The organism is Faecousia intestinalis, from assembly GCF_040096185.1.
Taxonomy (GTDB): Bacteria; Bacillota; Clostridia; order Oscillospirales; family Oscillospiraceae; genus JAZOXB01.
The window spans coordinates 22,030-35,838 of the sequence record NZ_JBBMFF010000152.1 but is presented as its reverse complement, the minus strand read 5'-3'; the positions used below and the strand labels follow the sequence as shown (position 1 = coordinate 35,838).

The window sequence follows — 13,809 nt, the reverse complement described above, 5'->3', positions numbered from 1 at the left end:
GTGCGCCGCCCGCCGGCGGCGAATAAAATGGGATCATTTTCTCCGGCGGCGTGCACGTCGGAGAAAATACAGCTCAGTCCGTAAGTGTGCGAATCGCCCGTCAAAGGCGGGCGATTCGTGCGCGCAATGGACTGCAATCTTTTATCAGAAAAGCCTTTCGGCTTTTCTGATAGTCTTGCCGCCCTGTCCCGAGGGACAGGGCGGCAACGCTTGATTTTCGCTTATTTGTCAGCGGGAACGATGGTCAGACCGTTGAGGTCCAGACCGCCGCCAACGGTGTCGATCAGCGTGATCGCGCCGGTCTCATCGAAGGAGTAGAGGCGATGTGCCGAGTCGGTCACATAGAACAGGCCGGTCGTCGGATCGTAGTCCATTTCGTTGAGGCGGTTTTCGACCATGAGGTCGACCTCCGCAAGCTTCGTGAATGTGGTGAGATCCACATCCGCGCGGATGAGCTCGGTATTGCCATAGCCTCTGGCGAGGACATAGACATTGCCGTCCTTGCAGGCAACGGTACGCGGAGACGGGATGTTCGTCATGCCAGACATATCGCGGTAGGCCGACCAGTAGTTCAGCTGCGTGGGATCCATACGGGACGGATTGAACTGGAACAGGTAGAAGCCCGCGACAACATACAGCACCTTATTTACCGGGTCATACGCGAGATCGTTGGCATCGGTGAAGGTGTAGACCTGGCCCTTCAGCGTGGTCTGCTTCGACGTGAGGTCGTAGTAGTAGATGTAGGGCAGGCCGCCTTCGTTGACGACATAGTACAGGCCGCCTTCGTAGTCATAGGCAAGACCCGTGATGTTCGTGCCGCCGCTGAAGGTCGCGACCTCAGTCGCCGTGGAGTCCGGCAGCTCGGGGTTGAAGCTGTAGAGGGCGTCGTGCTTGGCGGAGACCGTGTAAGCCGTGGAAACAGGCTTGCCGGTCATGTCGACCACAGTCAGCGTGCAGGTGGCAGTAACGCCGGTCTCAACGCTCGTGGCGGTGATGACGACGTTGCCTGCGGCAACGGACGTGACCAGACCGTTTGCATCGACCTTCGCGACGTTCTCATCGGAGGAGCTCCAGGTGATGGCCTGGTTCGCCGCGTTGGACGGGCGGACCTTGCCGGTAAGCTGGAAGGACTCGCCAAGGGCCAGACGGCCGACAGTCTTGTTCAGCAGGATGCCATTGACCTTGCCGACAGGTGTCTGCTCTGCGGTCGGGATGGAGCACAGGAGGCCGAGATAGGCATCGCCCTGCTTCGTCGTACGGCCGGGAGCGGTCTGGACGGAGATCTTGCCGAGGTTCACGAGCTCAGGCGTGCCCTCGCCCAGCATGAACATGTACATGCCGTTGCTCATGGCCAGCTGCTTCGTGTGATACGTTGCATGCAGGTACAGACGATCCGTGCCAAAGTCATAGGTCATCTGTGCGTTGTAGGACATGCTGCCGTAGTAGGTGCTGCCGGTGCCAACCTGAGCGCCCGGGATATCCATGACGAAGGTGCAGGCAGCTGTCTTCGGATCGACGGTGTAGAGCTTCGCCTCCACGCCGATGGCAGTGCTTCCGGCTGCGTAGAGGACGCCTCTCTTGTCGATTGCAAGAGCCGTGACCTTCTCGGAGGTCGCCGCGATCTCGGTGACGGCGCCGTTATCGAGGTTGATCGTCACAAGCTTGCCGCTGAGCGTCAGGCCGTACATGGTGCCGGTCGTGTAGTCCATGGCCATGCCGGTGACCTGATCGGTCTCCACGTCGAGGTTGACGCTGCCGAGGTTCGTGTAGGACGAAATATCCGAAGCATCGAAGCGGTAGAAGTCGCCCTTGGAGTTGTAGGCGTAGACACAGCCGTCATAGTAAGCGCCGGTGCGCAGGGAGTAAGTACCGATGGCAGAGGTCGTCACCGGGCAGGTTCTCAGGTTGTTGTCCGGGACCTGCAGCCAGAAGTCATAGTAGCCGCTGCCGCCGTTCTGGTCGTCGTTCAGGAACGAGAGGAACGTGCCTGCGGAGGCGTAGACCGTGACGTCGATGCTGTCCGTGAACGGGCCGCCCTCGACCTCGGGATTCTTGTTCGTGATGGAGACCGTGACGGTCGCCGTGCCGACGCCGTGGAACGTGGCAACACCAAAGCGGTCAACGGTGACGACATCGGGGTTGCTGCTGGTCCAGGTGCGGGTACGGACAGTCGGGCGGACCGGGGTCGTGACGGTATCGAGCTGCAGCGTGCCGCCGACAAGGCCGGTGACACTGTCGCCGTTCGTAATCTCGATGCCCTCAACGGGGATGTGCTTCGTCTCCGGCTCATTCTCCGGAATGGTGAACATTGCGGTGGACTCAACGCCAGACTTCGTGGAGACGTTGCCGATCTTCACGATCGTCGCTTCGAGCTTGTCGGGATCCCATTCCTGCGGGTCGATGCGGACGAGGCACAGCGGAGAAGAACCGGCATTCATGCAGGGGTTCCAGTAGATGTTTCCAGTGTTGTAGTCATACATCATAGAAGCATAGTACCAGGTATCCTGACCGAGGGAGCCGAGCTTCGTCGTGCTCAGGGTGTCGGCATCGACCATGTAGAGGTTGCCGGACATATCCGAGACGATGATGTAGCCTTCTGCAGTGACGGTCATGGCGGGGGTGATCGCCGGGCCGCCGATCTCGCCGGAGTAGGTGCCGAGCAGGTCGATCGCGCCGGTGTCGAGGTCGACAATGGCGAGGCCGCCGTTCGTAAGATCGACCGCGTACATACGACCGGTGTTGTAATCGAAGCCCATGTTGCCGAGCTCGACGCCTGCGGTGAAGCCGATGAACTCGATATCGCCGAACGTGGTCTTATCCGGGGTTTCGCCCTTGTTGACCTTGAAGCGGTAGAGGGACGTGCCGACGCCGAACGTGCTGTCATCCATAGCGCGGGCTTCCTTCACGACTGCGTAGACATAGCCGTTGTAGTAGGCTGCACCCTGCCACATGGCATCGGTCGTGCTCTCCTCGCCGTCGATGCCGACGACCGTAAGCTTCTGCTTTGCGATCTGCGTGAGCTGCGTGGGCGTTTTGTCGGAGAACGTAACCCAGGTAAAGCCATTGGCGGCGTTCTTGTAGTCCGCCACAATATAGGTGTAGATGGCCTCTGCGGAGCCAACGACGCGGACCGTAGCGGTCGCGGTGTAATCGACCCACTGCGGGACGGTGGAGCTGGTTTCTTCATCCCAGTGCCAAGGATCCCAGACCTTGCCAGTCGCGGTGATCTCGGTCTCGCCCTCGCCTACGGCGGTGACGAAGCCCTGCTGTGTGACGGTGGCGATGGTCTCGTCCGCGGAGGCCCAGGTCAGTTCGCTTGCCTTAGCGTTCCACGGATTCCACTCGACCTCAAAGCGCTTGCGCTGGCCCTGCGTCATGGTAAGCTGATACGGGGAGAGCTGGAAGCGCTCTTGCGGATCCACGCCGATGGTGAACAGGTCGGACGTCTTGTCGGTCGGAACGAACAGGGACGTCTGGCCGCCGGGGCCGTAGGTGCCGACCTCTGTGCACTTGCCGGTGGCAAGGTCGACCTTGTAGGTCATGCAGACATTGATGTAGGTGTTGCCTGCAGCCGTCTGGCTGTGTGCATACCAGTACATCGTGTCGGTGTTGTGATCATAGCCCATGGACTGGATGACATTGCAGCCGGAGTAGTTGGCGTAGTTTACGAAATCGGTCGTGCCGATGTAGGTGCACACGCCGTCGCGCTCGAGGCTGTAGAGCTTACCGGCGGTAGAAATGCCGTAAAGCTGGCCTTCCGTCGTGCAGCCGAGGGTCAGGATCTCACCGTCAGAGCCGGTGATGTCGGCGATCTTCTCAAGGGAGATGGAGCCGTTGGAGTAGAAGCTGATCTGGAAGAGAGCGTTGCTTCCGTCATCCTTGCCGTCGCCGTCGCGGTCGCCTTCATAGTTCCAGCCGACAGCGTAGAGGTGGTTGCTGACCGTATCCGAATCTCTCTTGCCCTTGTCAGAATAGTCGAGTGCCATGTCGTACAGGACCTTGAAGCCGCTGTCACCGACCTTGCCGGACTGAGTGACGAGGGTCTGAGAACCCCAGTAGGTGTTGTACGGGGTAACAAGCACGACCGCGCCGTCCGTTGCGCGCTGGGCCACGAGGTAGCCGTTGACGTACTCTGCAGAATAATAGCGGTTCGAGCTGTCGAACGTCTCGTTGCGGTAGTCGCTCATGTCTGCCTTGTTGGCGCTGAACCAGCCGCCTTCAACGGCAGCGCGGTCAAACGTCTCGCAGCCATACAGGCGGTCAGAGCTCAGCTTCTGCATGGCAGGCTTCTGATCGGCCATTGCGCCGAGGTCAAGGGAGACATCGATTTCCGTCTCATTGCAGGCGTAGTCCGCCACAACGATGGTGAAGTCGGGGCCGAAGCCGGTGATGTCGTAGTCCTGGGTAAAGGTCTTGCCCGGCTCATTCTTGACTTCGTACTTGCCCATAATGATGCCGTCGTTGTTGACGAAGATCAGGGCCGCGATGTGCTGGTTGTCGTTGAGCTTCAGCGGAAGAAGGACCTTGCCGTTCTCGATCTTGAGATCCTGCTGGAGGGTCGCCTCATTCTCCACAACGGGAGCCTTGTCGTCCAGCGTGACATCAAAGGAGAAGGAATCGTCCATCACGTCGTCGCCGTCATCGAGCCATGCACTGGCAGTGTAGGTGACGGTCGTGCCGTCGGGCAGCTTGTTGTCGTTCTTGTCAAGGCCGTTCCAGACCTCGCCTTCCTCTGCCAGAACATACAGCGGGATGATCTGGCCGTAGCCGGAGTTATAGTAGGACTTTGCCATATACTCGCCGGTCAGGTCGAAGTAGACCTCGTTCGTGACCTTATCCTTAACCTGGAAGTTGATCTTCTTCAGGTTGCGGAGCAGGCCGACGTCGATCTCGGCAAGCGGGTTGGCATAGGAGAAGGCATTGTACTCGTCGCCGGAAGCGCCGGTACGGATGTACGGGTTCGTGCCGATGGCGGCATTGTTCGTGAAAATGCTGAGCGGATACAGGCTGGCTTCGTCTTCGTCAGCAGAGTCGAACGCAGGAGCCTGAGACCAGTCGCCGTAGAAGCCGAGGAACGGCATCTCGAGGTCGGTCGTGTCATCCGTGGCGGACTTCACATAGAGGAAGCCTTCGACATACATGCCGTTCTCGAAGGATGCGTCGAGATAGGCCTTGTCTTCCGCGGTCAGCGTGATGGTGGCAGTCAGGGTGACGGACTCGCCAGCCGGAACGGTGACGCTCTCGAGCGCTTCCGTGCCGGAAATGACGGCATTCTCCGTCAGATCGGTGCTGACCTCAAGCTCTGCGCAGTAGGCCGTGATGACATCGACATCATCCTTGTTGACGGTGCCGTCGCCATTGACGTCCAGATAGGCATAATGCACATTGTCCTCAGCGATGGGAGCATCGTCGGTGACGTGCAGCAGCAGGACGCGGGCGTCGGCCGTCGTGATCTCGCCGTCGTCATTGAAGTCATACTTCATAATGTTCGACTCGGTCGCACCGGCCACGGTCAGGGAAGCGCCCAGCGCATAGGGAGCGTGGCCGATGAACGTGCCGTTGGTGTAGGTCACGACAGTTTCGGTGAGAATGGAGGCATTGAACGTATAGGTCAGATCCTTCTCACCGGACATGTTGTTGATAGTGAACGGGAACGTGTAGACACCGTTTTTGGCGTCGTCGTCGCCCAGCTCCGCCTTGGCGCGGTTCTCATAAGCCTGCGCGTTGGACAGATAGGCAAGGGAGCTTGTTGCCTTGACAAGGTTGGCAAGACCGGCGCCCTGGCCTCTCGGGGAGACCTCGAGGCCGTTGGAATCGAGGATGGGATCCGCCGTGCTCATCATGAGGTTCGCAGCAACCTGACGGAGCTCTGCTTCCTGATACTGCGGATAGTTCTGGCGCAGATACTGCATGAGAACAGCCATCGCACCGGCGATCTGCGGGGTCGCCATGGACGTACCGCTCATAAGGCCGTAGTTGGAGCCTGCGATGCTCGGATCACGGGTGGAATAGATGTTGCCGCCGACACCGGCGATCTCCGGCTTCAGCTTCAGGTCCGGGGTGACGCCCCAGGAGGAGAAGTCGCTGAGAGTGCGGTCGCGCTTGACCTGCACGAGGTCGCCGTTGCAGCATGTCAGGGTCTTGACGCCCTCGGCGAACTGCGCCTTCATGTACTCGCCGTCTGCCTTGGAGATAAAGACTGCGGGGATGTTATCGCCGCCGTCATTGATCTGCATGTTGAGCATGCCGGAGGCATTGTTGTAGACCACGATGCCGATCGCACCTGCAGCCTGTGCAGCGGCCTGCTTGTCGGGGAAGGAGCTGGAGCCGCGGGAAACCAGGGCGATCTTACCGCTGACATCCACATTCTCATAGTCGCTCGCCTCGCCGTAACCGCCGATCGGAACGAATTTCACAGACTGGCCCTTGAAGTTGCTCAGGAACTTCGTGGCGTTCGTCGTTGCGGTGTCGTTGTAGCCGATGGTGCGGCCGTTCACGGTGAAGTACAGGGATTCTGCGCCGTCGTTGTCGATGGAGGCAACGGACAGAGCGGCAGAAAGCGTACTCGGGGTACCGACGACGCCGTCATCGGGGTTGCCGGAACGGGAGAGATTCCATCCGGTGCGGTTCTGATATGCAGCGTTCGTTTCGTTGCCCGCAGCGATCAGGACCTCGATATCGGTGCTCTCGAACAGCTCAAGCGTTTTGCTCATGTCGCCGGTCGTAAAGCCGCCGGCTGCACCAAGGGAGAGGTTGCAGGCATCGACATCCAGACGGACGCAATCTTCAAGGCCGGCCATGATGGTGTCCCAGCCGGCGCCGCCGCCCGCGGAGAAGACCTGCATGACGATGATCTGGGCATCCGGCGCAACACCGATGACACTGCTGCCTTCGATCTTATTAGCAGCCGTGATACCGGCGACGTGCGTGCCGTGGTCATGCTGTGCCGTTGCGTGCGAAACATCGAAATCGCGCGTGTAGTAGTTGAAGATGAACGGGAGCTTACTATTATAATAGGAGCAATTGCGCAGGCTCGTCATCTGGCCCGCATTCAGCGTGTTCCAGATGGCATCGACGCCTTCCTTCGTCAGGGAGCTCTCGGTGAGCTTATCCTCGGACAGAGCGCCGAAGTTCGGATGATCGACCACGATGCCGGTGTCCAGAATGGCGACCTTCATGCCCTTGCCGGTGAAGCCCGTTGCATTGAGCTGATCGGCGCCGATCATGGTGGTGGCATTGCTGGTCATGGGCTGCAGCTCACCGTCAGACGTCAGGGTGGACTCCTCCTCGGGCAGGGAGAACGTCGGGGCGACGTAGACATGATCCACACCGGGAAGCGCCTCGAGGGCTTCCTTATTGCCGTACTCCGTCTTTACGGCCACGCCGGTCGTAGCGATGGTGTAGGTGTAACCCAGCTCGAACTGTGCGTCATTGCGGAACTTCTGCGTGAGGTTTGCCTTGAGCGCATTGAGCTCGAGACGGAGCGCGGCCTCATAGGCGACAGCCTTCGGCGCGCGGGTGGCGATGTCGTCCTTCGTGAAGCCTGCCACGAGCAGCGGGCTCTTCTGCATGACGACGATGAACGTGACAACCTCGTCCGCCTTGGGCTCGCTCTCGGCAAGCTGTGTGGAGAAGCGGTCTTCGCCGTTCTGCACGAGCTTCGGCTCACCAGCCTCAACGGGCTGCTGCGCGTCGGGCTCGACAGTCGGGTCTTCAGCGATATTGCTGCTCGGGAGCTGCACCGGGCCGTCCGTGGAGATCTCCGGGACGTTGCCGTCTGCAAAGCCGCTCTCCGTGGCAAAGGCCATGGGAACGCCCGTCAGAACAAGTGCCAGCGCAAGGAGCAGAGACAGGATCCTTTTCTTCATTGCGGCTCCTCCCTTTCTCAGTGCTGCACCAGCGTGGCATACCGCACGATGACGGTGGCCACCTGACCGCGGGTGGAATTACCGGTGGGATCGAGCTTATTCTCGCCCACGCCCTTGATGAGGCCGGCCTCAACGGCCCACGTCATCGCGGGAACGGCATAGGCGCTGACGCTGGAGGCATCTGCAAAGGCCTTCAGATCGCCCTTTGCCGTGGTGTCGACACCGGCAAGCTTGGCATAGCGCGCAAAGAACGCGACCATCTGCTCACGGGTGACATTTTCCTCCGGAGCAAACTCCGTTGCACTCACGCCGTTGGTGACGTTGTTCTGATAAGCCCAGATGACAGCGTTCGTGTACCAGCTGTTCTTCTCGACATCGCGGAACGGTGCAGTGCCCTTGACGGAGGGCTCCCCTGCGATGCGGTACAGCACGGTGACGAGCATGGCGCGGCTCATCTCGGTATCGGGCTGGAACTTCGCGCCGCCCATGCCGATCATGTAACCGCGGCTGACGACGAAGTCGATGCCCTCGTGATAATACTCGTTCCGATCGACGTCCGTAAAGCGGGAAGCCGGGCACTCGACGAGCAGCGTAGCGGTGGACTGCAGCTTTGCATCCTTCGCGCCGCTGATGTAGCCGCCCTGCAGGACGACCTGCGTTCTGCCCTCCTGCAGTGCCTCGAACTTGAGGGTCAGGACGGTGCCGGCCTTGGCAGCCTTCGCACCGGCAAATGCCGCAACGACGGCGTCCTTCTTGCCGGAGTTGACCTTCAGGCTGAGCTCCGTGCCTGCGGGCCAGGCCTCGCCTGCCTCTGCGCCGACGAACTTCAGGCTCTTGCTGTCGTAGGCAAAGGTCAGCTTTCCGTCTGCCACGACACCGTCTGCCTCCGTGTTCACGGCGACGCAGACCTCATCGCCGCGGATCACATGCTGGGATGTGACCTGAAGCGTGAGGAGAGAGCTCTCGATCGCAGCGACGCTGGTCAGACCCAGGCCGAGCACCAGGGCGACTGCCAGCAGCAGCGAAAAGAGCCGGCGAACGTTACTTCTCATAATCTCTGTTCCTCCTTCTTTTTGATGCACCCGAGACGGGTATGCGGGCCCGCCGTTCCTGCCGAGTCGGCAGTATTGCAGCGGCAAGCTGCAATTTTTACAGCTCTTACCCAATGTTACCATAAACACAGGAAAATCGCAAGCATTTATTTTTAATATTTGTCTCATAAATAGTCGTATAGTCCTGACGGCGTAAAAATTTGGTAAAAAATACCCGTCCGGCACCGGTCAGGTACCGAACGGGCCATATCTTACTTCTGTTCGCTGACGTATTCCAGTACCCAGCGGAACAGGCGTTCGAGCGCATCGGGCCGCGTGATGTAATTCACGCGCTCACCGTCGCCGCGCGTCTCCAGATAGCCGAGCTTGTAAAGCCCGTAGACGTTCCGGGAGACCGTGCCGGAGTTCAGGTTCATCGAGGCCGCAAGCTGCGCCGCCGAAAACGGCTCTGCGGCACAGCGCCGCAGGATCTCCAGCTTGTCCTTACCGGTCAAGGCGCGCATCATGGCGCACAGTGTCTCGGCATCCGGCCGGACCTGATGTGCCGCCGCAAATTCAAAGCTGAGGTTCGCGCCGAGATAGGCAATACGCACGGTCTTGCCGCCGCTCTCGAACCACTCCGTCCAGAAGCCGACCATGTTGAAGTTCCACAGCGCGATCCAGACCTCATCCGGCTGCATCTCCTGCGTGAAGAGATACGACGCGCGGAACATCTCCTGCTGGAACGTGTCGACGGAGTGCGTCTGGAAGTACTTTTCCCAGATGGCCAGCTGCGCGCGATTCCGCTCGGTCAACGCCTGCATTTCGGCCGCCAGCTGCTCGGCGACCGGGCGGAGCAGCTCCGTCAGCTCGCGCAGATAGGTCTCGAACTCCGTCAGCACGCGCAGGATCTCCCATCGTGCCTCCATGGAGCATGGCAGCCGTTCCAGCTGCACCTGCAGCGGCTCCGGCTCCTCCTGCGGATCAAGCGGCTCCAGAACGAGGCCCATGGTGTTCATGTCGTTGATCTTGAAGCCAATGCCCGACATATACCGGAACGTGCGCAGCAGCTCGGCGGCAAACGAGTCAATATCGGTGCAGTTGAGCGGCGTGGCCACGAGCATGGTGTGCGCAAGGCAGCAGCAGGTCTTCTCATCCGTTCCCGGCAGCTTTTCAAAAAAATAGCGCAGCCGCGCCTGATGCGGGTCGAGCGTCTGCGTGACGGCTGCGGAGATACGATCCAGCTCCTGCGCCAGCTGCAGGCCCTGATCCTCCTTCTCGAGCAAGTAGCGGCCGAATTTGCGGTTTACACGCTCATAGTCTCTTGTATATGCTATTCCATTTATATAATAGTATAAAAGATAGACGGTTTCCGCAAAAAGGCAGGGTTTATCGATCACACGAACCTTCACAAGATCACTCCTTTGCGGCTATTGTAGTATACGCCCGCGCAATTTGTCAACACCCGTTTCGGAAAAAACTTGTATATTTTGCTGGAATCTGCCGCATAAAAATCGGTCGTTCCTGTCATTGTCACAAAGCGCTCCCCTGCCGGAGTTGACAAATTTCTGTCTTTCCGGTATGATAAACCAAACGGCATATCCGAAAAACGGAGCTGCCGCAGGAGGGACTATGAAATATGATTTTATCACGGTGCTCGACCGCACCGGCGCGGATTCCATTGCCGCAAACATCGATCCCTGGGGCGTGAGCCCTGCTCCGGCGCAGCGCATCCCCATGTGGGTCGCGGACATGAGCTTCCCGACCGCGCCGCCGATCCTCGAGGCGATGCATAAGCGTCTCGCTTTTCCGAACTTCGGTTATTTTTCCATGCCGGATGAATATTTTGACTGCATTCTCCGCTGGCAGGAGACGCGCAACGGCCTGACCGGCCTGACGCGCGCGGACATCGGCTATGAAAACGGCGTGCTTGGCGGCGTCAGCTCGGCCGTGCAGGCCCTGACCGTCCCCGGAGAGGCCGTGCTGCTGCACGCCCCGGCCTACATCGGCTTTACCCATGTTCTGGATAATCTCGGCCGCAAAGCGGAGCTTTCTCCCCTGCGCCGCGATGAAAACGGAGTCTGGCGCATGGATTACGAGGACATGGACCGCCGCCTGAAGGAGCATTCCATCCGCCTTGCCATCCTCTGCTCGCCGCATAACCCGACGGGCCGCGTCTGGGAGCGCTGGGAGCTGGAAAAGGCCATGGAGGTCTATGCCGCAAACGACTGCTTTGTCCTCTCAGACGAGATCTGGTCCGATCTCATCCTGCCGGGCTATCATCACATCCCCACGCTTTCCGTCTCGGACGATGCACGCCGCCGCACGGCCGCATTTTATGCGCCGAGCAAGACGTTCTCGCTGGCGGGTCTCATCGGCTCGTACCACATCATCCCTGATCCATGGCTGCGCGACCGCGTGACGCGGCAGGGCGACCTCAGCCACTACAATTCCTGCAATGTGCTCTCGCTGCACGCCCTGCTCGGAGCCTATTCGGACGAGGGCGCACAGTGGCTCGACGAGCTGCGCCCCGTGCTGGCGGACAACATCCGCTATGCCTGCGATTTCATCGCCGCTCACTTCCCCGGCGTACAGGTCATGCAGCCGCAGGGGACCTATATGCTGTTTCTGGACTGCGCCGCGTGGCTGCAGGAGCATCATATGACGCTGCGGGAACTGGAGGAGCGCGGCGCGCGTGCCGGTGTCATCTGGCAGGACGGCGCGGCGTTTGCGTGGCCGGACTCCATCCGGATGAATCTGGCCCTGCCGCACAGCAGGCTCGTCGAGGCCATGGAGCGCCTTCGTGTCCATGCCTTCTGCTGAAGTGCTGGCGGGCTTCCTCCGCGCGCACGGTCTGCAGCTCAATGCGCAGCAGCAGGCGGCCGCCGGTGCAGTCGAGGGGCCTGTCCTGCTGCTGGCTGTCCCCGGCAGCGGCAAGACGACCGTACTCGTGACGCGGCTGGGCTATCTCGTGCAGTGCTGCAACGTCCGCCCGGAGGAGATCCTCACCATGACCTATACCGTCGCTGCCACCCGCGACATGCGAAACCGCTTCTCTTCCCTGTTCGGCGAGGAGCTCGGCAGCCGGATGGAGTTTCGCACGATCAACGGCGTCTCTGCGCGCATCATCCGCGCCTATGAGCAGCGGATGGGACGGACCGCCTTTTCCCTGCTCTCGAGCGAGGCAGAGCAGACCGCCCTGCTGCGCGTGCTGTATTTCCGGTGCAAGGGCGAATACCCGACGGACGCCGAGCTCAAGCAGGCCCGCACGCTCATCGCCTATGCAAAAAATCAGATGCTGGGCAAGGAGGAGTTGGACCTGCTGTGGAAGGAGCTCGACTGCTTCCCCGCGCTTTACCGCGCCTATCAGCAGGCGCTGCGCAATGCCAGGCAGATGGACTATGACGACCAGATGGTCTATGCCCTGCGCATCCTGCGGCAGGTCCCGGAGATCCTGCACGAATTCCAGGCACGCTACCACTATTTCTGCGTGGACGAGGCACAGGATACCTCGCGCATCCAGCATGCGATCGTCTCGCTGCTGGCCGGTGCAGGCGGGAACCTGTTTCTCGTCGGCGACGAGGACCAGAGCATCTACGGCTTCCGCGCCGCCTGCCCGGATATGCTGCTGCACTTTGAGGCGGACCACCCCGGCGCAAAGGTCCTGTTCCTCGAACAGAACTACCGCTCCACGCCGCAGATCGTCGAGGCGGCCGACCGCTTCATCCGCCAGAACGTCTCCCGCCGGGACAAGCACATGCAGCCCGTCCGCTCCGGCGGCGCGGCCATCCGCCAGATCCCGCTGAACCGCCGCGAGCGGCAGTATACCTACCTGCTCGAGGTCGCGCGCGATCTGCCGGAGAATACCGCCGTGCTGTATCGCGACCACGACTCCGCCCTGCCGCTCATCGATCTGCTGGAGCGAAACGGCGTTCCCTACCGGGCGAAGCAGACGGACGGCACGTTTTTCTCCAGCCGGATCGTGCGGGACATCACGGATATCATCCGCTTTGCGCAGTCCCCGTGGGACGGCGCGCTGTTCCGCCGCATTTATTATAAATTCTGTGCCGGGATCCCGAAGGCCGTGGCCGAGCGGGCTGCGGCCCACAATCCCACGGCCGAGCCGCTTCTGCTGGCCGTGGCGGACGACGACGTCTCCCCGTATACGCGGCGGCAGTGCCGCATGCTCCAGACCCATCTGCAGAACCTCCGGACGGAGAAGGCCAACCGCGCCGTCTACCGCATCGTCGCCTTCATGGGCTACGGCGACTACCTGGACCAATGCGGGGCCGACAAGAGCCGCGCAGAAATTCTGGAGGCGCTCGGCGCGCAGGAGCCGGATCCTCTGCGCCTGCTGGAGCGTCTGGACGAGCTGCAGGCCCTGCTGCGGCAGCCGAAGTCCGAGGCGCGCGGCCTGATCCTCTCCACCGTGCACTCGAGCAAGGGCCTGGAGTATGACCGGGTCTTTCTGCTCGACGTCATCGACGGCGTGTTTCCAAAGGAGGGCGAGGACGTCGACCGTGACGAAGAGCGGCGGCTGTTCTATGTCGCCATGACCCGCGCCCGCAACGAGCTTGCCGTCTTCACCTTCCCGCCGGAAAAAACGTCCTCGGCCTTTTCGCAGTTCCTGTTCCGACCGAAGCGCCGCATCCCGCGCAAGTCAAAGAAAAAGACTGCGGCAGACAGCTTTCTCCCCGGCACGCCGGTGCAGCACAGCGCCTATGGCGCGGGGCGCATTCTGGCGCGGGAGGGCGACCGTGTCCGCATCCGCTTTTCCAGCGGCAGCGAGCGGGTGTTTTCGCTGGCCGCAGCCGTTCCGAACGGGCTTCTCAGCCTGCGGCAGGAATCCGGCGGAAATGCCGCAAAAGCCGATTGACACGGTAGGCAATTCGTTGTATCATAATTTGAAC

Annotated in this window: 5 protein-coding genes; 2 read left to right on the top strand and 3 right to left on the bottom strand. The window is 60.7% G+C overall.

The window, feature by feature from the left end; translation table 11 throughout:
- Positions 1-221 precede the first annotated feature (221 nt).
- From WMO66_RS03920 to WMO66_RS03910, 3 genes are all read right to left on the bottom strand, one after another.
- Positions 222-7,868, bottom strand: coding sequence for a S8 family serine peptidase (locus WMO66_RS03920; RefSeq protein WP_349135078.1), 7,647 nt, complete (start codon positions 7,866-7,868; stop codon positions 222-224).
- A 17-nt stretch (positions 7,869-7,885) separates the two neighbouring features.
- On the bottom strand, positions 7,886-8,920 hold the full coding sequence (locus WMO66_RS03915) for an S-layer homology domain-containing protein (protein ID WP_349135077.1): 1,035 nt from the start codon (positions 8,918-8,920) through the stop codon (positions 7,886-7,888).
- 251 nt (positions 8,921-9,171) lie between these two features.
- Positions 9,172-10,311, bottom strand: coding sequence for a helix-turn-helix domain-containing protein (locus tag WMO66_RS03910; protein WP_349135076.1), 1,140 nt, complete (start codon positions 10,309-10,311; stop codon positions 9,172-9,174).
- A gap of 220 nt (positions 10,312-10,531) precedes the next feature.
- Here WMO66_RS03910 and WMO66_RS03905 point away from each other — a divergent pair, with 220 nt between their 5' ends.
- A complete protein-coding gene (locus WMO66_RS03905; protein WP_349135075.1) occupies positions 10,532-11,722 on the top strand; it encodes a MalY/PatB family protein in 1,191 nt (396 codons plus the stop codon).
- Complete coding sequence (locus WMO66_RS03900) at positions 11,709-13,775, top strand: ATP-dependent helicase (protein WP_349135074.1); 2,067 nt, start codon at positions 11,709-11,711, stop codon at positions 13,773-13,775. Before WMO66_RS03905 ends, WMO66_RS03900 begins: the two co-directional genes overlap by 14 nt.
- Positions 13,776-13,809 lie beyond the last annotated feature (34 nt).

Coding starts and splice junctions, on each gene's coding strand:
- WMO66_RS03920 (WP_349135078.1), bottom strand. CDS start 7,868: ATGAAGAAAAGGATCCTGTCTCTGCTCCTTGCGCTGGCACTTGTTCTG.
- WMO66_RS03915 (WP_349135077.1), bottom strand. CDS start 8,920: ATGAGAAGTAACGTTCGCCGGCTCTTTTCGCTGCTGCTGGCAGTCGCC.
- WMO66_RS03900 (WP_349135074.1), top strand. CDS start 11,709: ATGCCTTCTGCTGAAGTGCTGGCGGGCTTCCTCCGCGCGCACGGTCTG.
- WMO66_RS03905 (WP_349135075.1), top strand. CDS start 10,532: ATGAAATATGATTTTATCACGGTGCTCGACCGCACCGGCGCGGATTCC.